This window comes from Peribacillus huizhouensis (assembly GCF_014138605.1).
GTDB classification, from domain to species: domain Bacteria; phylum Bacillota; class Bacilli; order Bacillales; family DSM-1321; genus Peribacillus; species Peribacillus huizhouensis.
The window spans coordinates 281542-301269 of the sequence record NZ_JACJHX010000001.1 but is presented as its reverse complement, the minus strand read 5'-3'; the positions used below and the strand labels follow the sequence as shown (position 1 = coordinate 301269).

Below are 19728 nucleotides of genomic sequence, written 5' to 3'. Positions count from 1 at the left end.
GACATTCAAGCTGAAATACTCAAATTTCGAGAATTATCAATAAAGTGAAACTTACCGAGCGAAATGGAAGTTTCACTTTATTGTTGATCGAAAAAATCCGATAACGTGGCTGAACTAATTTCTTTAATGAATTGTTTAAATTGTATATAAATGACAAAATAAACGGCGGACAAAGTATATGCTCAACCTTTTTTGACGCTCTTTTCTATAACTTTCCTTGTTCACGTAATTTTTTCTTTTGGGTAAACCCGTACCCCATAATAACTGTTAAAGCTATAACACATATAGCGGCAATTGTGATGCTTTTTTCTGCAATTGCAATACCAATTCCGCTTATACAGATAACTGCTAATAATGCCAATACAAGGAAATTCCATTTAATATTCATGATTTCACCTCTTTATTTATTTATAATGTACAGAATTTCTTGCTTTGATTATACTATGTTTGTGATATAATATGTAAGTTAATGATATAGATATGCCTAAACTAAATTTCCTCTAGGAGTGAATTGCTTGAAATTACGTAATAATATTCGAAATATAGCCATTATTGCCCACGTTGACCATGGGAAAACGACAATGGTGGATCAATTGCTGAAGCAATCAGGTACTTTTCGTGAGAATGAGCACGTAGAAGAACGTGCGATGGATTCTAACGCTATTGAAAAAGAGCGTGGAATTACCATTCTTGCGAAAAACACGGCTGTTCAATATAAAGAAACACGCATTAATATTCTGGATACACCTGGTCACGCTGACTTTGGTGGAGAAGTAGAACGAATCATGAAAATGGTTGATGGTGTTCTGCTAATTGTTGACGCTTATGAAGGTTGTATGCCACAAACACGCTTTGTTTTGAAAAAAGCATTAGAGCAAAAAATCACACCAATTGTTGTGGTAAACAAAATTGATAAAGAATCAGCACGTCCGGAAGAAGTAGTGGATGAAGTACTTGACTTATTTATTGAGCTAGGTGCTGAGGATGATCAGCTGGACTTCCCGGTAATTTATGCTTCTGGTATATCTGGAACTGCAAGTATTGACCCTGATCCAGCTAAACAAGAAGAGGATATGACTCCTTTATTTGAAGCGATCGTCGAGAATATTCCTGCTCCAGTTGACAACAGTGATGAACCACTTCAGTTCCAAGTGGCATTGCTTGATTATAACGACTATGTCGGTCGTATCGGTGTCGGTCGTGTTTTCCGTGGGAAAATGCATGTTGGTCAACAAGTAGCTTTAATGAAACTTGATGGTTCTGTCAAGCAATTCCGTGTAACGAAAATTTTTGGTTACATCGGCTTGAAAAAAGTTGAAATCCAAGAGGCTGTTGCAGGTGACTTGATCGCTGTTTCCGGTATGGAAGATATTAACGTTGGTGAAACGGTTTGTCCAACTGAACATCAAGAAGCATTACCTGTCTTACGAATTGACGAGCCGACGCTTCAAATGACATTCTTAGTAAATAACAGTCCATTTGCGGGTCGTGAAGGGAAATATGTTACAGCTCGTAAAATTGAAGAGCGCTTAAGAACTCAACTTGAAACAGATGTGAGCTTAAGAGTTGATAACACAGATTCACCGGATGTTTGGACAGTTTCAGGTCGCGGTGAGCTTCATTTATCAATCTTAATTGAAAACATGCGACGTGAAGGGTATGAGCTTCAAGTATCTAAACCAGAAGTAATCGTTCGTGTCATTGACGGAGTTCGTTGTGAACCAGTTGAGCGGGTTCAAATTGACGTGCCAGAAGAACATACAGGTGCTATTATGGAATCAATGGGAGCTCGTAAAGGCGAGTTGTTAGATATGATTAATAATGGTGGACAAGTTCGCCTTATTTTTAACATTCCTGCACGTGGATTAATTGGCTATTCTACAGAATTCTTATCTTTAACGCGCGGTTATGGCATATTAAACCATACATTTGACAGCTATCAGCCGATGCAAACTGGACAAGTTGGTGGAAGACGTCAAGGTGTACTTGTTTCGATGGAAACAGGAAAATCTACGCAATATGGTATGATGCAAGTTGAAGACAGAGGTATGCTTTTTGTTGAACCAGGCACTGAAATTTATGAAGGAATGATCGTTGGTGAGCATAATCGTGAAAATGATTTAGCAGTAAACATCGTTAAAGCAAAACAAATGACGAATATGCGTTCTGCAAACAAAGATCAAACTTCAACAATGAAAAAGCCGAAAATCATGTCTCTTGAAGAAGCGCTTGAATATTTAAATGATGACGAATACTGTGAGGTAACACCTGAATCGATCCGTCTTCGTAAAAAGATTCTTGATAAAAATGAACGTGAAAAAGCAGCGAAAAAGAAAAAACAAGCTGAAACGGCTGAATAATAAATAATTAGCTACTAGGAGGGTTTGAAATGGATATCCAGGAGCGTTTGTCATTTTTTGCTTCTCTATATCGGGTGGATGAGAATCCAGAGGCTGGAATGTGGTACTTGTATTTAACAATTTTTGCACTTTGTGTCGTTGTCTATCAGTTAGGGTTTGCGAAAAAACTACCACTGTTAAAGAACGTAGTCATTTATGCAATTATGGCTCTTGGTTGTACTGTTCTTTCCTTCCTAGCAGTGTTCCTGCCGATGGGAGAAGCACTTGTCATTGCAGCTTTTGTCCTCGGAATTTATAAGTATCGCTTGCATAACTCAAGAACAGAAAAGCAGGTTTAGATGTCCTTAAAAGGGTCTGACCTCACATTATATACATCGGTAATTGTTTCATTAAAACGATGTATAGAAGATGTGAGGTTAGACCCTTTCGTATTTGCTTGAGTATGTTCCTAACGTAAAGCTCATACATATACTTGTATATGCGAAGGAGAGTTAAGAAATTGATAAAGTGAAACTTCAATCAGTGAGAATTTTCTTGATTCCTCACCTACGCTTCTACTAAGCCTTAAGATGACCGTGATATATGATCAAAATTAAGAGAACAATAGTTTTTTTTACCATTCATCATCCTTCTTAACAGTTCGATAAAGTCTGAAATTGCCTGTATTAATACGAGCGTTTGTTTTTTCTTCGATTCTCTGATGGCATTCTTGACACATATATGTATGAATCGGGCGATTTCGGAGCTTTTTCGCTTCGGGAGAATCTGTAGGAATGGGTTCAACTTTATCACAAATTACGCATTTTACATTCATCGCAAAAACCTCTTTCGGAATAAAAAATTAACTTAATAAAGACTATGTTAAACCATTTTTTTATAATAAATATTAGATATAACAATGGTAAATAATACAGTATAAAAACTTCGATAATTAAGTATACCATGTTTTTTTTATAATAAAAAAATAGAAGAGGCATAAATCCTCTTCTAATGGGGAGAAAAATTTCTTCATTGAACTTTTACTCTTGCTTAACAAACAGTTAATAAATATCTAGGTAGTTTATGATATATATGAAGAGAGGATACTTTTGTTGAAGTGAAAATGAACTTACAAAGGTTGCCTTTATTTATATCCATTCGATTGCTTTTCTTGTTTATCATCCAAGTTTTTCTTTTCCTGATGATTTAAATTCCCTTTTTGTTCTTCTATTGCTTTTGAAGGAGTAGGGTCTTGGATATCTCCTGGAACTTCTGGGATTATTCTTGATGTAATGTCCGATAGTTCATTTAAGATTCCGCGGACAGGCTTACCATTTTGGATATCTTTAGCTACTTCTCTAATTCGAGCATTTAAGTCAGGATCAGCAACTACTGCTGCTTTAGCCCCAAATGGGTCGTGCTTTAACGTTTCGCCAACTGAATATTTGATCGTTCCAACCTGTGATCGTTCAATATCAGAATCAATATCGATACCAACAATAGCATAATCACCAAAAACGACTGCAGTTGCATCATTTACATGAGGAACTTTAGAGGCCAAATCAATAAGTCTTTTAGCAGTGTCAGAATTTGTTGCTGGATCTGTTTGTTGTATCGTTGAATAATTCACATTTGTTGCTTGCTGCTTCTTCGTATTTACATTCTCTTGACCTTGTTGATTGGCAGAACAACCGCTGTTCAAGAATAGAAAGCTGGCAATTAAATAAGGAAATATGCGTTTGCTCAATAATAAACCTCCTTTGTACTTTTCTAGATTATCAAAGGTAACTAGCCACAAGTATATGACGTAGGCTACATAAACTGATGGAAGTTTCTTTTATAGTCTGTAATTGTTCTTCTATCTTTATGCAGATTGACATATATTTTATCAACAGTCGTCTCGTCCACTATAAAAGGGGGGCATTCACCATAGATTTCTATAAGCATTTAAAAAAATGTGAAAGGATACGCCGGTGGAACTTTATTATGTACTAAGTCACCACCTTGAAAAACATCATAAATATTCCGACAAAAGATTAGGCGGGAGGCGTCCTTTTGAACAAAATTTATGTGTTAGATACGAATGTTTTGCTGCAGGATCCATACGCTATTTTTTCGTTTGAAGACAATGAGGTTATCATTCCTGCAGTTGTATTGGAAGAGTTGGATTCAAAGAAAAGATATATGGATGAAATCGGCAGGAATGCGAGACAAGTCTCAAAGCTTATTGATGGTTTTCGTGAAAAAGGAAAATTACATCACGGGATACCGCTTCATAATGGCGGAGAATTAAGAATTGAGTTAAACCATCGTTCATTTCATGAGCTCCAAGAAATTTTCATTGAAAAGACAAATGATAATCGAATACTGGCAGTAGCCAAAAACCTTTCGCTAGAAGAACAAACTAAAAAAAATGGCAAGACTGTTATCCTAGTTAGTAAAGATACCCTTGTTCGTGTGAAGGCAGATGCGATTGGATTATTATCTCAGGATTTTTTAAATGACCGAGTTGTCGAACTAGATCATATTTATAGTGGTTTTCAAGAAATCTTAGTTTCGCGCGAACTGCTAAATCAATTTTATGGAAAAGGAAGTCTACTTGTATCAAGTATTACAAAAGAACCGCTGCATCCAAATCAATTTATATTGATGAAAGACATTCTAGGCACTTCTGCATCTGCTGTTGCACTAGTTGATTTTACTGGAAAGACAGCGAGAAAGTTGATCTTTGATGAAGATCATATATGGGGAATTAAAGCCAGAAATGTTCAACAGGTTATGGCGATGGAAATTTTGCTTAGATCGGATATTCCACTTGTTACACTAATTGGAAAAGCAGGAACTGGTAAGACGCTCTTGGCGCTTGCAGCTGGCTTAATGCAAACAGAAGATCTTGGAAGATATAAAAAGTTGCTTGTTGCAAGGCCCATTGTGCCGGTTGGGAAAGATATAGGATATTTACCAGGCGAAAAGGAAGAAAAGCTAAGGCCGTGGATGCAACCTATATTTGATAATTTAGAGTATTTATTTAATACAAAGAAGCCAGGTGAACTAGATGCAATCTTGGCAGGTATGAGCTCGATTGAGGTCGAAGCACTAACATATATTCGAGGTCGAAGCATCCCTGATCAATTTATTATTATAGATGAAGCTCAAAACCTTACAAAACATGAAGTAAAAACGATTTTGACGAGGGTTGGCGAAAGAAGTAAGATCGTTTTGATGGGAGACCCTGAACAAATAGACCATCCATATCTAGACGAATATAATAATGGGCTAACCTATGTAGTGGAGAAATTTAAAGAACAGCAGATTGCGGGTCATGTTAAATTAATTAAAGGTGAGAGGTCTGGATTGGCTCAGCTTGCTGCTAATTTACTTTAAGAAAAATTATGATTCCATGACGAAGAGTCGGTAAACTTACTTAAGGCACTACGTCATGGAACCAGGTTCAAATTATCGAATAATGAATGCGCGTACATCTTTAATTGGATTCTGAATATTAGATCCATCTCCAAAGTATATGTACATTGGCCCATGTTCTTTAATTGGCTTTCCATTAATAGAGAAACCAATAACAAAAGTTTCTGCATCTTCTTTAGTAAATGTCTGTTCAGAATTCGCTGTTTTGACTACTACTTCAGTTGCATTAGAATTAGGTTCAGCATTATCTAGAAAAGGTTTAAAAGGAATAACAAACGTACCTTCTAATAGCCGTTGTTTCTCAAATTTTCTTTCTGTCTTTAATGTTGGGGGCATTGTTGCTCCCTCGCGGATTTCTTTTTCCCAATGCTTTGATGCTGCAATCGTATATTCCTCTAATTCATTTTCCACTTTAGTATCAGAATTGAAATAGGTTTCAATCTCAACTTTCCGGTCGTCAAAGATCCACACACCTGGATCTAACGTGATTGGAAACTTCACATTTCCTTGAATAAATACGATAGATTCCATTTATATACATTCCTCTCTATTTAAATGTTAAGGCTCTTTTCATCGTAAGAATTGTTGTTTTTTTCAAGTAACAAATTCTAGCAGATATTGATTGTAGTTAATATGCGAGACTCCTACTTAGAGAAGCACTGAGGAGGCTCCTGAGACCGCCCGCTTAAAAGCGAGTACCTGTGTAACGAAAATCAACCCAGATAATAGTGTAAATATAATTTAACAGCAACAAAGGATACGAAAACAGGTTAAGAGGACCTTCATAATAATTATACAAGAATAAGTATAAAGAAAATTGTTGAAAAAGTCACTCACAAGTAAGAAAAGGATTGTTAATCTTGTTCTAATAGACTCAATGGATAACTATCGTTAAAAAGAATGGGTTAGAGCTTATCTAATTATCCTTGCTTTTTTAGACAACTAGGGGTAAAATTTATAGATAAGATTGTACGCTTCTTGAGCGGGGGGATTTCATATGGCATCTGAAATGCTTGTCAATCATCAAGAAAAAGCCTATGCTTTATTAAAAGCAGATGCTGACAAGATTCTAAAATTAATTAAAGTACAAATGGATAATTTGACAATGCCTCAATGTCCTCTATATGAAGAGGTTCTAGATACTCAAATGTACGGCCTATCTCGTGAAATAGATTTCGCTGTTCGTTTAGGTTTAGTCGATGAGGCGGAAGGAAAGTCACTCTTAGAATCGCTTGAGAGGGAACTTTCTGCTTTACATGAGGCTTCTTTAAGAAAATAATATAGTAAGAAATTAACTCAAACGATTCGTTATAGTTGTTTGAGTTTTTTTATATAATTATATCATTACACATAACTTTCCTATTATTGTTATATACATAATTATTATATTTGTATTATACTAAGCAATAATAAATTTAATAATCTTAACTATTTTGAATTTTAAAAAACCATTGACTAAAACGGTTTTATGGAACAAAATTATGAGTAAAAAGTTGCAATGTTCAAACTATGACAAAAAATTGGTTATATGTAAACAATGTGTGAATAAGATCTTGATTTGATTCTTGCTCTTTTTACAATATACAAACGAAAATACATAAAAGTAGGTGTGGGTTAATGGTAAAACGTATAAGAAAAGTTTTGGCAGCAAACCGGGGAGAAATCGCTATTAGGATTTTTCGAGCTTGTACAGAATTAAAGATTAGAACTGTAGCTATCTACTCTAAAGAAGACCACAATTCATATCATCGTTTTAAAGCGGACGAAGCATATTTAGTTGGGGAAGGAAAAAAACCGATTGATGCCTATTTAGACATTGAAGGTATCATTGAAATCGCCAAAAAAAGCGATGTTGATGCGATTCATCCTGGGTATGGATTTTTGGCAGAAAATATTGAGTTTGCTCGTCGATGTGAAGAAGAAGGACTCATTTTTATTGGTCCTGAGACAAAGCATTTAGATATGTTCGGTGATAAGGTAAAAGCAAGAACTCAGGCTGAATTAGCGAATATTCCTGTTATTCCAGGAAGCGATGGTCCTGTGAGTTCGGTTGTGGATGTAGAGGAATTTGGTAAAAAGCACGGTTTTCCGATTATTATTAAAGCATCGCTTGGCGGTGGTGGCCGTGGAATGCGTATCGTTCACAAATTGGAAGAAGTTCAGGAGGCATATGACCGAGCAAAGTCTGAAGCGAAAGCGGCTTTCGGGAATGATGAAGTATATGTAGAACGTTTTATTCAAAATCCAAAGCATATTGAAGTGCAGATCCTCGGAGACAAACATGGCGAAATCGTTCATTTATATGAGCGTGATTGTTCTGTCCAAAGGCGTCACCAAAAAGTAGTGGAAGTAGCCCCTTCCGTTTCTTTAACAGAAGATTTAAGAATGAGGATTTGTGAAGCGGCTGTTCGTTTAATGGAAAATGTCGGCTATGTGAATGCAGGAACCGTTGAATTCCTCGTGGCGAATCAAGAATTTTACTTTATCGAAGTAAACCCGCGCATCCAAGTTGAGCATACACTTACTGAGATGATTACAGGAATTGATATTGTTCAGTCACAATTATTAATTGCTGAAGGACATAAATTATACGAAAAGGAAATCGGTATTCCACATCAAGATGAAATTACAACGAATGGTTTTGCAATCCAATCGAGGGTTACAACGGAAGATCCGTTAAATAACTTTATGCCGGATACTGGTAGATTGGCGGCTTATCGTTCAGGTGGTGGTTTCGGAGTCCGTTTGGATGCAGGTAACGCATTCCAAGGAGCAGTCATAACACCTTATTATGATTCTTTATTAGTTAAAGTCTCAACTCATGCACTTACCTTCGAAAAAGCTGCAGCGAAAATGGAGCGTAATTTAAAAGAATTTAGGATTCGTGGTATTAAGACGAACATCCCTTTCCTTGAAAATGTTGTAAAACATGAGAAATTCCTTAGTGGCGAGTATGACACATCATTCATCGATACAACGCCTGAACTTTTTTCTTTCCCTGTACGTAAAGACCGTGGTACAAAGATGCTTTCTTATATTGGGAATGTAACAGTAAACGGCTTCCCTGGCGTTGAAAAAAAGAAGAAACCTGTGTTTGAGAAACCGATCATTCCAATCATTTCAGCGGATGCCCCTACTCAGCAAGGAACAAAGCAAATTCTAGATGCAAATGGTGCTGACGGTCTCGTGAAATGGGTTAAAGAACAAAATGAAGTACTTATCACTGATACGACTTTTCGTGATGCCCACCAATCGCTTTTAGCAACAAGAATTAGAACAACTGATTTAATGCAAATTGCTGAACCGACGGCAAAATTGTTGCCGAATCTGTTTTCCCTTGAAATGTGGGGAGGAGCTACGTTCGATGTCGCTTATCGATTCTTAAAAGAAGATCCGTGGGACAGGCTTCTTGGATTAAGGAAAAAGGCACCAAATGTCCTTTTTCAAATGTTATTGCGCGCGTCCAATGCTGTTGGATATAAGAACTATCCTGATAATGTAATTGAAGAATTCGTTCAAAAATCTTCACAAGCAGGTATCGACGTCTATCGAATCTTTGATAGTTTAAACTGGGTCAAAGGAATGGAAGTTGCTATTGATGCTGTTCGTCAATCTGGGAAAATAGCAGAAGCGGCTATTTGCTATACAGGGGATATCAATGACCCAACGCGAGTGAAATATTCAATTGATTATTATAAAAATTTAGCGAAGGAATTGGAGAATCAAGGAGCGCATATTCTTGGCATAAAAGATATGGCAGGTCTCTTAAAACCAGAGGCGGCTTATCGATTAATTTCTGAACTTAAAGAGACTGTAGATATCCCAATTCATTTACACTCACATGATACAAGTGGAAACGGTACGTATATGTATGCAAGAGCGATTGATGCAGGTGTAGATATTGTTGATACAGCACTTGGTTCAATGGCTGGTCTTACCTCTCAACCAAGTGCTCAAACGCTATACTATGCACTTGAAGGAACGAAACGTCAACCAAAGCTAGAAATTAATTCATTAGAGAAATTGTCGACTTATTGGGAGGGTGTAAGGGAATATTACCATGATTTCGAAAGTGGTATGGTCTCACCTCATACAGAAGTTTATCAACATGAAATGCCAGGTGGACAATATAGTAATCTCCAGCAACAGGCGAAGGCAGTAGGATTAGGCGAACGATGGAATGAAGTTAAAGAAATGTATCGCCGTGTAAATATTATGTTCGGAGATATTGTTAAAGTTACACCTTCTTCCAAAGTAGTAGGTGATATGGCTTTATTCATGGTTCAAAACAACCTTACAGAAGAAGAAGTCTTGGCAAAAGGAAAGACGATTGACTTCCCAGATTCAGTAATTGAACTTTTTGAAGGTTACTTAGGTCAACCAGAAGGTGGCTTCCCTAAAGAACTGCAAGAAGTCATTCTAAAAGGTAAAAAGCCGATTACAGTAAGGCCTGGTGAATTATTGGAACCGGTTGACTTTACTGCATTACAAGACGACTTATTTAAGGAACTAGGCAGACCAGTAACAAGTTTCGATGTGTTAGCATATGCACTATATCCTAAAGTATTTTTGGATTATGTAAAAACAAGTGAACAGTTTGGTGATTTATCGCAACTTGATACGCCAACATTCCTTTATGGCATGCGTCTTGGAGAAGAAATTGAAGTGGAAATCGAGACAGGTAAGACTTTAATTGTTAAACTTGTATCAATTTCTCAGCCGCAAGCTGATGGTACGAGAGTGATTTATTTTGAATTAAACGGTCAGGCTCGTCAAGTTACCATTAAAGATGAGGGTATAAAATCCTCTGTTCAAACAAAAATAAAAGCAGACTCTAAAAATCAATCGCATCTTGGAGCAACCATGCCAGGAACAGTACTCAATGTTGTTGTGCAAAAAGGTGAACAAGTTAAGCAAGGAGATCATCTAATAATTACAGAAGCAATGAAAATGGAAACGACTGTACAAGCTCCTTTCTCTGGAATTATTAAAGATATTCATGTTAAAAATGGCGATGCGATTAGTACGGGTGATTTATTGATTGAAATAACTAAATAACCAAAAAGAAACGGCTGACTTAAGTCAGCCGTTTTTCGTATGTATTAATGAATCGTTATTGAAGAATTTGATAGATCTTTCTCTTTATTTTTATTGTGTGTTGTTTGAAATAACGCCTTTTCATTCTTTTTGCTTCTAGAAGTTAAAAGTAATAAATAACTAAGAACTCCAAAGAAACAAGCAATAAATAATGCATGTGAAAGTGCAATAATCAGATTCAGTCTTGAATAAATAACGAGAGCTCCAGCGACTACTTGTAAAAACACAAGGATTAATGCATAAAGCCATCCCCAATAGAGTACTTTCTGCTGTCGATAGTGTCTATATGCTAGAACCGTAATATACAAAACCCAAACAAAAATGAGCCCAGCAGCTGCCCTATGTCCCATTTGTATCCATTCGTACATATTGGAAGGTAGAACAAATGCATCATTTACACATAGTGGCCAGTCTTTACATACAAGACTAGATTCTGTATGTCTGACCAATGCACCAGTGTAGACTACAAAAAAACAATATGTGATTAAACCGAAAATGTGAAATTTCATTCGTTTGTCAACGATTAATTTATCTGCTTCAAACTTCTTGTCAACCTCAAAGATCAGTAAGGTTAGCAAGAAAACAGCAGCAAAAGAAATTAATGAAATTCCAAAATGAGCAGCGAGTACAAAATCGGATTGTCCCCATTTAACCGCAGCTGCTCCGATTAATCCTTGAAGTAGAAGAAAACAAAAAGAAAGTGCAGAAAGAAATTTAGTTTCGCGGACATCCCCAATTTTTCTCCAGCTCCAAATAGAAAGAATAAGAACCATGAGTCCAACAACACCGGATACTATCCTATGAGCGAATTCAATTATTAGTTCTGGTGTAATTACTTTTGGAATGAGCTGGCCTTCACATAATGGCCAAGAACGCCCGCAACCCATACCAGAATCTGTTTTTGTTACGAGGGCCCCACCTAATAAAATAAGCAACATCCCTAACGTTGTTAAAACAGCAAACCATTTTAAACGCTTTTGCATGTACTCCACCTACTTTATATGCTTTTGAGTAATTACAATATCGACTATGTATGTATCTTAGCATATTTACATCAACTATGATGTCAATATTTCGACAATTATTGTAATTATATGTGTAATTAGTGAACTGGGGTTAATTAGTGATATGAAAACACTTACTTGATAGTAGCTAATTGAAAAGGAAATTACAAGATATTACAATAAGATTTATGTATCATTTTCCTTTCAAAATTAATCTAATGATCCTGGGAAGATGAAATATAGTCTAATTATTTAGATTTTTTATGTAGAAGGTTGAAAGTTTCCTGAGAGTCTGGTAGAAATAAAGAGTATGTATTGTAATTGTTTATTCATTAGGTTAGGTAGAAGTGGGAACTTTTCCTAAGAGAGTCACAATTCCGTCAAAAAGAAAACGAAAAATATACACAAAAGAATTAAAAAGTATGCTTTAATATCAGGAAAAGGTATTTTCCTTCATTTTACTTTTATTGTATTTTTGGTGCCAATCTCTATACTAGGAAAGTTGTCAAAGCTTTGGGTAACATTGCTTTTAATAATTTGGCCTTCCATAGTTACAAATAATGAAAAGTATGGAATAATAGTAGTGAACCGAAATACTTTAACGTATTTGTCGAAATACTCTAAGGAGGAATGAATAATGTCTGATTCAAGAGTATTGACAGAAGCTGATATGAAACCGAACACTATATCTATTTCTGACAATGAAACAACACCATGGAAAGATTTCCTTGCTTTAATAAAAATAGGAATCGTAAATTCCAATTTGATAACAACCTTTACTGGTATATGGCTTGCACTGCATTTTACTGGCATGCCATTTTTAACAAATTTGGATAAGGTGTTTTTTGCGTTGGCTGGCTCCGCTTTAATTATGGCTGGCTCATGCAGTTTTAATAATTATTATGATCGGGATATTGATCATTTGATGGAAAGAACGAAAAATCGTCCTACTGTTACCGGTAAGGCAAGTGCATCAAAAGTATTAATTCTTAGCTTTGTATTGATCGGGCTTGGAATCGCTATGTTAGCCATGACTAATATGACAACCGCAATTTTGGGTAGTTTCGGCGTATTTGCTTATGTCGTTCTATATACAATGATTACGAAAAGAAGGTTTGTATCCAATACAATCGTCGGTAGTATTTCTGGTGCTATGCCACCATTAATTGGATGGGCAGCAGTAGACCCAGGGTTAGGAATTATTCCCTGGATGTTATTTTTAATTATGTTTTTATGGCAGCCACCACATTTTTATGCACTTGCAATGAAAAGAGTGGAAGAATACCGAGCTGCTGGTGTCCCAATGCTTCCAGTCGTTAAAGGATTCAAAGCTACAAAAAGATCGATGGTTCTGTGGGTAGCATGGTTGATTCCTGTTCCGTTTTTCATGACGGCTCTTGGGACAACTTATGTAGTATTAGCAACAATTTTAAGTGTTGGATGGTTTATACTTGGGATTTATGGATATAAAATGAAAGATGACTTAAAATGGGCAAAACTAATGTTTGTCTATTCATTAAATTATATGACTATCTTGTTTGTAGCAATGGTCATCCTTACACTTATTAAAGAAGTCAACTAAAGGTATTTCTAAGAATGTCTCAGAAAATCAGTGCTTTTTTGAGACATTCTATAATACATAGAAAAGTGTTTGAACAATTAGAATTATTAACTGAACGCATCACCTTTATTTTTTTTAATTCCTTCAAAAGGGAATTCTTTCTTTAATTAGAAATTTAAGATAGAAAGTAATTCAAAACTTGCACATTTAATTATGGTGAGAAATTTTTACGAAAGAGGGGGTTTCTTAAGCATGAAAACAAGGCTTCGAAAATGGCGTCTGATTTCTCTATTCGCGATAATGACGCTAATTCTAGCGGGCTGTGGGGAAGCTAATCTATCCGCGCTTAGACCAGCTGGAGAAGTAGCACAAAAACAATTTAACCTAATGGTATTAAGTACGCTAATCATGGTACTAGTTATCATCGTGGTTGTTGTTCTTTTTGTAATCGCTATCGTGCGTTTCCGCCGAAAAGCTGGTGACGAAAGCATTCCGAAACAAGTTGAAGGAAGCCACAAACTTGAAGTGATCTGGACGACTATCCCAATCCTGCTTTTAATCATTCTGGCAATTCCAGTCGTAACTTACACTTTCGAGTTTGCGGATACGTCTGCAATGGAAGTGAAGGATAAGGACGGAAAAACAAAAGACGCTGTAGTTATTAACGTCCGAGCAAACCTATACTGGTGGGAATTTGAATATCCTGATTATGGGATCTTCACAAGCCAGGATTTAGTTGTACCTACAGATGAAAAGGTTTACTTTAATCTTAAAGCTTCAGATGTTAAACATTCGTTCTGGGTCCCAGCAGCGGGCGGAAAAATGGATACGAATGTAGATGGAGTCAACCAAATGTATCTTGTGTTCGATAGTAACAAAGCTAATGAAGCGGAAAATTTATTTTACGGAAAATGTGCAGAACTTTGTGGACCATCTCATGCGTTAATGGATTTTAAAGTAGTAACGAAATCTAAGGATGATTTTAACTCTTGGGTAAAGAGTATGCAGACTGTTGCCAAAGAACCAGCAGTAGCTGAAGGTGAGTTAGCTAAACAAGGGCAAGAAATCTTTAACCAAAGCTGTATTGGATGCCATGCTGTTTCAACAAGTAATAATGGAGCTGGTATGGGGCCAAACCTTGCAAACTTTGGAGAACGAGAAAGAATTGCTGGTTTTCTACCTCATGATGAAGAAAATTTAAAAAATTGGATTAAAAATCCTGACGATTATAAACCAGGTAACACAATGTCTGGAAAATATGGCGATTTGACAGATGAGCAGATCGATGCACTTGCCGAATATTTACTTAATCTTAAAGTTGAAGATAAGTAAAATTGACTGAATTGGAGGTTAAATCGTGAGTACGTACGCTAAAAAACAAGGATTTGGTGCAACTTTATGGGATTTCATGACTACGGTCGACCATAAAAAGATCGCCATTCTTTATTTAATATCCGGCGGACTATTCTTTATTCTCGGTGGCTTGGAAGCCGTGTTCATTAGAATCCAGCTTGCAATTCCTGATAATAACTTTATGAGTGCCGGAATATTCAATGAAATGATAACGATGCATGGTACTACCATGATATTTCTAGCAGCGATGCCTATATTGTTGGGAATAATGAATGCTGTTATGCCGCTTCAAATTGGCGCGCGTGATGTTGCGTTTCCATTTCTAAACTCTTTAGGCTTTTGGCTATTTTTCTTCGGAGGAGTTGTTCTAAACCTTTCTTGGTTTTTGGGCGGGGCACCAGATGCTGGATGGACATCATATGCATCATTAGCCATCCATTCTGAAGGACATGGAGTAGACTTCTATGTATTAGGCCTTCAAATATCAGGATTTGGAACTCTTATCGCAGGAATTAACTTTCTTGTTACGATTATTAATATGCGAACTCCAGGTATGACCTATATGAGAATGCCTATGTTTACATGGACAACTTTTGTTGTTTCTGCACTAATACTTTTTGCTTTTCCTCCGTTAACGGTTGGATTATTTTTACTGCTTTTCGATAGAATGTTTGGAGCAAACTTCTTTGATGTTGCTGCAGGTGGAAATACAATTATCTGGGAGCATTTATTCTGGATTTTTGGACATCCTGAGGTGTATATCCTAATATTACCTGCCTTTGGAATCTTTTCTGAAATCTTTTCAACATTTTCTAGGAAAAGGCTATTTGGATACTCTTCGATGGTATTCGCAACCGTATTAATTGGATTTTTAGGATTCATGGTTTGGGCTCACCATATGTTTACAGTTGGTTTAGGTCCGATAGCAAATGCGATATTTGCAATTGCTACAATGGCAATAGCCGTACCAACAGGTATTAAAATTTTTAACTGGATCTTTACGATGTGGGGCGGTAGTGTTACTTTTACTGTTCCGATGTTGTATGCTGTTTCGTTTATTCCGTCATTTACGATGGGAGGAGTAACTGGGATAATGCTTGGTGCTGCACCTGCAGATTATCAATATCATGACAGTTACTTTGTTGTAGCTCACTTCCACTATGTAATCGTAGGTGGAGTCGTACTTGGTATACTTGCTGGTGTTACGTATTATTGGCCAAAAATGTTTGGAACGATGTTAAATGAAACATTAGGGAAGTTTACTTTCTGGCTATTCTTAATTGGCTTCCATTTAACGTTTTTCGTTCAACATTTCCTTGGTTTGATGGGGATGCCGCGACGTGTATTTACGTATTTACCAGGGCAAGGTTGGGAAACATCCAACTTGATTAGTTCAATTGGGGCTATATTTATGTCGGTGGGCATAATAATTTTGTTAATTAATATTGTTATTACTTCTGTGAAGAACGTAAGAGTGGGTAATGATCCATGGGGAGATGGTCGTACATTGGAGTGGGCTATTCCTTCGCCACCACCATTCTACAATTTTAAGCAATTACCACTAGTGCGTGGTTTAGATGCTTATTGGATTGAAAAAATGGAAGGGAAAAAGGAAATGACGCCTGCTGAACCATTAGATGACATTCATATGCCAAACGGATCTATCATACCTATTTGTATTACAATCGGTTTGTTCATTGCTGCATTTGGCGCATTGTACAATATGGACAATAAGACGTGGTCAGTTCCGGTCATAATAATTGGTTTATTAATTACATTTGGTTCCATGCTTGTTCGTTCACTAAAAGATGATCATGGCTTCCATATTCATAAAGAAGAATTGATGGATGATAAAGATAAGGAGGTAAAGGCATAATGCACGTAGAAGAAAAATTTACAGATGCTACATGGCCGGCGTCTCCTGAAACTGCAACATTAGAAGCGAAAAATAAGTATTTAGGATTTTGGTTATTCCTTGGTGGAGAGACTGTACTTTTCGCGTCACTGTTTGCAACCTATCTTGCTTTAAAAGATAAGGTACCTGATTCAAGCATGCCTCTAGCTAAGGACTTATTTGAAATTCCACTTACATTTGCGATGACAATGATACTATTAACAAGTTCATTAACGAGTGTTTACGCAATGTATCACATGAAAAATAACAGTTTTCAGAAAATGCAGACTTGGCTTGTTATTACTGTATTGCTCGGCTTCAGTTTCTTAGCATTAGAAATTTACGAGTTTAATCATTATGTTCATTTAGGGCATTCATTTACAAGTAGCGCATTTGGTTCTGCTTTTTATTCACTAGTTGGATTTCATGGGGCACACGTTACGTTTGGTCTTATGTGGTTTTTAGCTCTAATGATACGAAATGCCAAACGTGGTTTAAGTTTGTATAATGCGCCTAAATTCTTTGTTGCAAGTTTATACTGGCACTTTATTGACGTTGTTTGGGTATTTATCTTTACTGTCGTTTATTTAATGGGAATGGTGGGATAACTGATGACAAATCAACAATCTAATTCAGCGAACCCGAATTTAAATTTAGCATTTCGACGGAAACAAAACGCAGAAGAAATGAAGCATCAAGTCATTACTTTTGCAATGATGATTTTCTTTACGGTAATAGCCTTTGTAATGGTAGCAATGGATTCAATTTCAAGTTGGTTTACAATTCCAGTTATCCTTCTACTTGCTGCAATTCAGGTAATATTCCAGCTTTATTATTTTATGCATATGAAGCATAAAGGACATGAGACGATTGCTTTATTTATTTATTCTGGTTTGACAGTAGGGTTGATTACGGTTCTTGTATTTTTAACGATTGTTTGGCTTTGAATTTGAAGAAAGAGTTGGCATTTTAGACAACTTGTTTCGATCTAGCTTATAGTGTTGAAGTTGAGTCGGTGCTTAAGAGCCGGCTCTTTCTTTTCCTATCATGATCACGATGCGGTGGTTAATAAGTTAAGCTGGTGGTATTTAACTGAATGAATCGATCTAAGAATCAAATTTATCCCTGGTATAACAGGCTGTGATACCCCCACCTCAATTTTTGTGAGAGAATCAAGTAATAAATAGGTGGGGGATGAAGAAAAACACTGGTGGAAGCTTCACTTTAAATGAAATACTAGTCTCCTGTTATTGAAATAGAGGTATAATAGGGATAATAAGTGCAAATAGAGGTGTTAATATGTCTATCGATATTTTTGGTTTTCGTGCTTTATGGAGTCCATACTTCTTAGTTTTTATGGTTCTGGTCATTGTAGGTTATATGTTACTCGTTTCAAAATTTCGCCATAAGTTTATTAGAAATGAATCTGTAGGAATAAAGCAACAGATACTTTTTGTTACGGCAATTGTGCTTTTGTACATTATCAAAGGATCACCTTTGGATTTATTGGGACATATTATGTTCAGTGCACATATGACTCAAATGGCTTTTTTGTATTTAGTTGTCCCACCTTTATTAATACTTGGAATCCCTGATTGGCTGTGGCGCTCTTTCCTTCGCTTACCAATTATTAAACGGATGTTTAATTTCTTTACGAAACCACTATTTGCATTAATTTCTTTTAATGCATTCTTTTCGTTTTATCACATACCTTTAGTATTCGATTTTGTAAAAACCAATATGTTGTTACATGCTGGTTATACAATTCTACTGTTTATGTTAGCAATATTTATGTGGTTTCCCCTAGTCAATCAATTACCTGAAAGAACTAGTCTATCTGGTGTTAAGAAAGTTGCATATATATTTGGAAGTGGCATTTTAATGACTCCTGCTTGTGCATTGATTATTTTCGCAGACGCTCCATTATTTGCAACTTATTCAGACGCATCTGCCTGGTTAGTAGCGATGGAATTATGTGTTCCCGCTTCTGCACTGTCCGGATTAACATTAAGTGGTCCTGAAATGTTTAACGGACTTCCAATCGTAGAAGATCAACAGCTCGGTGGCATTCTAATGAAGATCATTCAAGAAATTGTGCTTGGTGTAGCGCTTGGTTATACTTTTTTCGCGTGGTATCGCAAAGAAAACAGTTCAAACGAGGAAAATGATCCCATTCCATCTCATTTACAACCAATTAAATAGAAATTTGAAAAAATAAATTAGAAAACTATTTATCCGGCATTAACGGAAAATCAAACCATACAAGAATGAAGGTCTTACTTAATAAGGCTGTTACTTCTTAGCGGATGGGTCAAGACCTCACACTAAACGATCTATATAGTGTGAGGTCTAATCCTTTTTGGCCCCTACGTTAGAAATCATACTTTAAGGAAAAAATAAAGAAACTTGCATTTATTTAATCTTTAAAAGTGAGCATTCTGTTAAGAATATACGAACTTGTTGAATTTTAGAATGATGTTTTATAAAATGAATACGATGAATATAAATAGAGAGGGCGTTAAAGCAGATTATGTCTTTACCAATTCTTCCAACGATTAGTACGTTTTTTATTGTTTTGAGTTCAATTACAGTGGCAATTGGCTGGTATTTAATTAAGAAACGTAATTTTAAAGCTCATGAGTATACAATGTTAGCTGCAGGAGTATTTGCTATCATTTTCTTTACCATTTACGCATCAAGAACTGTTTTTCTCGGGAATACATCCTTTGGTGGACCTGATAGTATTAAAATCTATTATACTGTTTTTCTGATCATTCATATTACCCTTGCTACATTAGGAGCAATACTCGGTATAACGATGTTTACTCTGGCATTTAAAAAGAAATTCGCCACTCACCGTAAGATTGGGCCATTTACAAGTATTGTTTGGTTCTTTACTGGCATAACGGGTCTTGCAGTGTATCTACTGTTATATGTTCTTTACCCTGGTGGAGACACAACATCGCTGATAAAAGCTATACTTGGCACGTAATCTGAAAAATTTAATAAAATATAGAAAAGAGGATGTCCCAAAGGTAAGGTTTAGACTCGACTTAG

General features: G+C 36.2%; 17 protein-coding genes. 12 read left to right on the top strand and 5 right to left on the bottom strand.

Features of this window, described 5'->3' with window-relative positions; translation table 11 throughout:
• Positions 1 to 205: 205 nt before the first annotated feature.
• Complete coding sequence (locus HNP81_RS01380; protein ID WP_034302053.1) at positions 206 to 388, bottom strand: YlaF family protein; 183 nt, start codon at positions 386 to 388, stop codon at positions 206 to 208.
• A 127-nt stretch (positions 389 to 515) separates the two neighbouring features.
• Between HNP81_RS01380 and typA the strand changes: the two genes are divergently transcribed.
• Both typA and HNP81_RS01370 read left to right on the top strand, forming a co-directional pair.
• The gene (gene typA, locus HNP81_RS01375; protein ID WP_182501320.1) at positions 516 to 2360 is read left to right on the top strand and encodes a translational GTPase TypA; all 1845 of its coding nucleotides are present in this window, start codon (positions 516 to 518) and stop codon (positions 2358 to 2360) included.
• Between the two features lie 29 nt (positions 2361 to 2389).
• Entirely contained in the window at positions 2390 to 2698 is a 309-nt protein-coding gene (locus tag HNP81_RS01370; protein ID WP_028392988.1) for a YlaH-like family protein, read from the top strand.
• A 275-nt stretch (positions 2699 to 2973) separates the two neighbouring features.
• On the opposite strand, the gene HNP81_RS01365 is transcribed toward HNP81_RS01370, so the two are convergent.
• Entirely contained in the window at positions 2974 to 3174 is a 201-nt protein-coding gene (locus HNP81_RS01365) for a YlaI family protein (protein WP_028392987.1), read from the bottom strand.
• 309 nt (positions 3175 to 3483) lie between these two features.
• The gene (locus HNP81_RS01360) at positions 3484 to 4086 is read right to left on the bottom strand and encodes a YhcN/YlaJ family sporulation lipoprotein (protein WP_028392986.1); all 603 of its coding nucleotides are present in this window, start codon (positions 4084 to 4086) and stop codon (positions 3484 to 3486) included.
• Between the two features lie 308 nt (positions 4087 to 4394).
• Here HNP81_RS01360 and HNP81_RS01355 point away from each other — a divergent pair, with 308 nt between their 5' ends.
• Positions 4395 to 5723 carry a PhoH family protein gene (locus HNP81_RS01355; protein WP_182501319.1) on the top strand — a complete coding sequence of 443 codons (1329 nt, stop codon included), beginning with the start codon at positions 4395 to 4397 and terminating at the stop codon, positions 5721 to 5723.
• 72 nt (positions 5724 to 5795) lie between these two features.
• On the opposite strand, the gene HNP81_RS01350 is transcribed toward HNP81_RS01355, so the two are convergent.
• A complete protein-coding gene (locus tag HNP81_RS01350) occupies positions 5796 to 6293 on the bottom strand; it encodes a hypothetical protein (protein ID WP_028392984.1) in 498 nt (165 codons plus the stop codon).
• A gap of 466 nt (positions 6294 to 6759) precedes the next feature.
• On the opposite strand from HNP81_RS01350, the gene HNP81_RS01345 reads away from it, so the two are divergent.
• A complete protein-coding gene (locus tag HNP81_RS01345) occupies positions 6760 to 7041 on the top strand; it encodes an Fpa/YlaN family protein (protein ID WP_028392983.1) in 282 nt (93 codons plus the stop codon).
• Positions 7042 to 7379: 338 nt separating this feature from the next.
• Positions 7380 to 10820 (top strand): pyruvate carboxylase, encoded by a 3441-nt coding sequence (gene pyc, locus HNP81_RS01340; RefSeq protein ID WP_182501318.1) that lies wholly within the window; start codon positions 7380 to 7382, stop codon positions 10818 to 10820.
• Positions 10821 to 10864: 44 nt separating this feature from the next.
• On the opposite strand, the gene HNP81_RS01335 is transcribed toward pyc, so the two are convergent.
• Positions 10865 to 11842, bottom strand: coding sequence for a COX15/CtaA family protein (locus HNP81_RS01335; protein ID WP_182501317.1), 978 nt, complete (start codon positions 11840 to 11842; stop codon positions 10865 to 10867).
• Between the two features lie 658 nt (positions 11843 to 12500).
• On the opposite strand from HNP81_RS01335, the gene cyoE reads away from it, so the two are divergent.
• The 7 genes from cyoE (at position 12501) to HNP81_RS01300 (ending at position 19663) form a co-directional block, all read left to right on the top strand.
• Positions 12501 to 13445 carry a heme o synthase gene (gene cyoE, locus HNP81_RS01330; RefSeq protein ID WP_028392980.1) on the top strand — a complete coding sequence of 315 codons (945 nt, stop codon included), beginning with the start codon at positions 12501 to 12503 and terminating at the stop codon, positions 13443 to 13445.
• A 231-nt stretch (positions 13446 to 13676) separates the two neighbouring features.
• Complete coding sequence (gene coxB, locus HNP81_RS01325; RefSeq protein WP_182501316.1) at positions 13677 to 14756, top strand: cytochrome c oxidase subunit II; 1080 nt, start codon at positions 13677 to 13679, stop codon at positions 14754 to 14756.
• A gap of 25 nt (positions 14757 to 14781) precedes the next feature.
• Entirely contained in the window at positions 14782 to 16653 is a 1872-nt protein-coding gene (gene ctaD, locus HNP81_RS01320) for a cytochrome c oxidase subunit I (protein ID WP_182501315.1), read from the top strand.
• Entirely contained in the window at positions 16653 to 17279 is a 627-nt protein-coding gene (locus HNP81_RS01315; RefSeq protein WP_028392977.1) for a cytochrome (ubi)quinol oxidase subunit III, read from the top strand. The genes ctaD and HNP81_RS01315 overlap by 1 nt, the downstream gene beginning before the upstream one ends.
• A 3-nt stretch (positions 17280 to 17282) precedes the next feature.
• Positions 17283 to 17618: a cytochrome c oxidase subunit IVB gene (gene ctaF / locus HNP81_RS01310; protein ID WP_182501314.1), complete on the top strand. Its 336-nt coding sequence runs from the start codon at positions 17283 to 17285 to the stop codon at positions 17616 to 17618.
• Between the two features lie 352 nt (positions 17619 to 17970).
• Positions 17971 to 18873, top strand: coding sequence for a cytochrome c oxidase assembly factor CtaG (gene ctaG / locus HNP81_RS01305; RefSeq protein WP_182501313.1), 903 nt, complete (start codon positions 17971 to 17973; stop codon positions 18871 to 18873).
• 328 nt (positions 18874 to 19201) lie between these two features.
• On the top strand, positions 19202 to 19663 hold the full coding sequence (locus HNP81_RS01300; protein ID WP_028392974.1) for a DUF420 domain-containing protein: 462 nt from the start codon (positions 19202 to 19204) through the stop codon (positions 19661 to 19663).
• The last annotated feature ends 65 nt before the right edge of the window (positions 19664 to 19728 follow it).

What these genes read in the sequence shown, in the direction of transcription:
- coxB (WP_182501316.1), top strand. Translation starts at nt 13,677, where the DNA reads ATGAAAACAAGGCTTCGAAAATGGCGTCTGATTTCTCTATTCGCGATA.
- HNP81_RS01345 (WP_028392983.1), top strand. Translation starts at nt 6,760, where the DNA reads ATGGCATCTGAAATGCTTGTCAATCATCAAGAAAAAGCCTATGCTTTA.
- HNP81_RS01350 (WP_028392984.1), bottom strand. Translation starts at nt 6,293, where the DNA reads ATGGAATCTATCGTATTTATTCAAGGAAATGTGAAGTTTCCAATCACG.
- HNP81_RS01315 (WP_028392977.1), top strand. Translation starts at nt 16,653, where the DNA reads ATGCACGTAGAAGAAAAATTTACAGATGCTACATGGCCGGCGTCTCCT.
- ctaF (WP_182501314.1), top strand. Translation starts at nt 17,283, where the DNA reads ATGACAAATCAACAATCTAATTCAGCGAACCCGAATTTAAATTTAGCA.
- HNP81_RS01300 (WP_028392974.1), top strand. Translation starts at nt 19,202, where the DNA reads ATGTCTTTACCAATTCTTCCAACGATTAGTACGTTTTTTATTGTTTTG.
- HNP81_RS01335 (WP_182501317.1), bottom strand. Translation starts at nt 11,842, where the DNA reads ATGCAAAAGCGTTTAAAATGGTTTGCTGTTTTAACAACGTTAGGGATG.
- HNP81_RS01370 (WP_028392988.1), top strand. Translation starts at nt 2,390, where the DNA reads ATGGATATCCAGGAGCGTTTGTCATTTTTTGCTTCTCTATATCGGGTG.
- HNP81_RS01365 (WP_028392987.1), bottom strand. Translation starts at nt 3,174, where the DNA reads ATGAATGTAAAATGCGTAATTTGTGATAAAGTTGAACCCATTCCTACA.
- ctaG (WP_182501313.1), top strand. Translation starts at nt 17,971, where the DNA reads ATGTCTATCGATATTTTTGGTTTTCGTGCTTTATGGAGTCCATACTTC.
- cyoE (WP_028392980.1), top strand. Translation starts at nt 12,501, where the DNA reads ATGTCTGATTCAAGAGTATTGACAGAAGCTGATATGAAACCGAACACT.
- pyc (WP_182501318.1), top strand. Translation starts at nt 7,380, where the DNA reads ATGGTAAAACGTATAAGAAAAGTTTTGGCAGCAAACCGGGGAGAAATC.
- HNP81_RS01380 (WP_034302053.1), bottom strand. Translation starts at nt 388, where the DNA reads ATGAATATTAAATGGAATTTCCTTGTATTGGCATTATTAGCAGTTATC.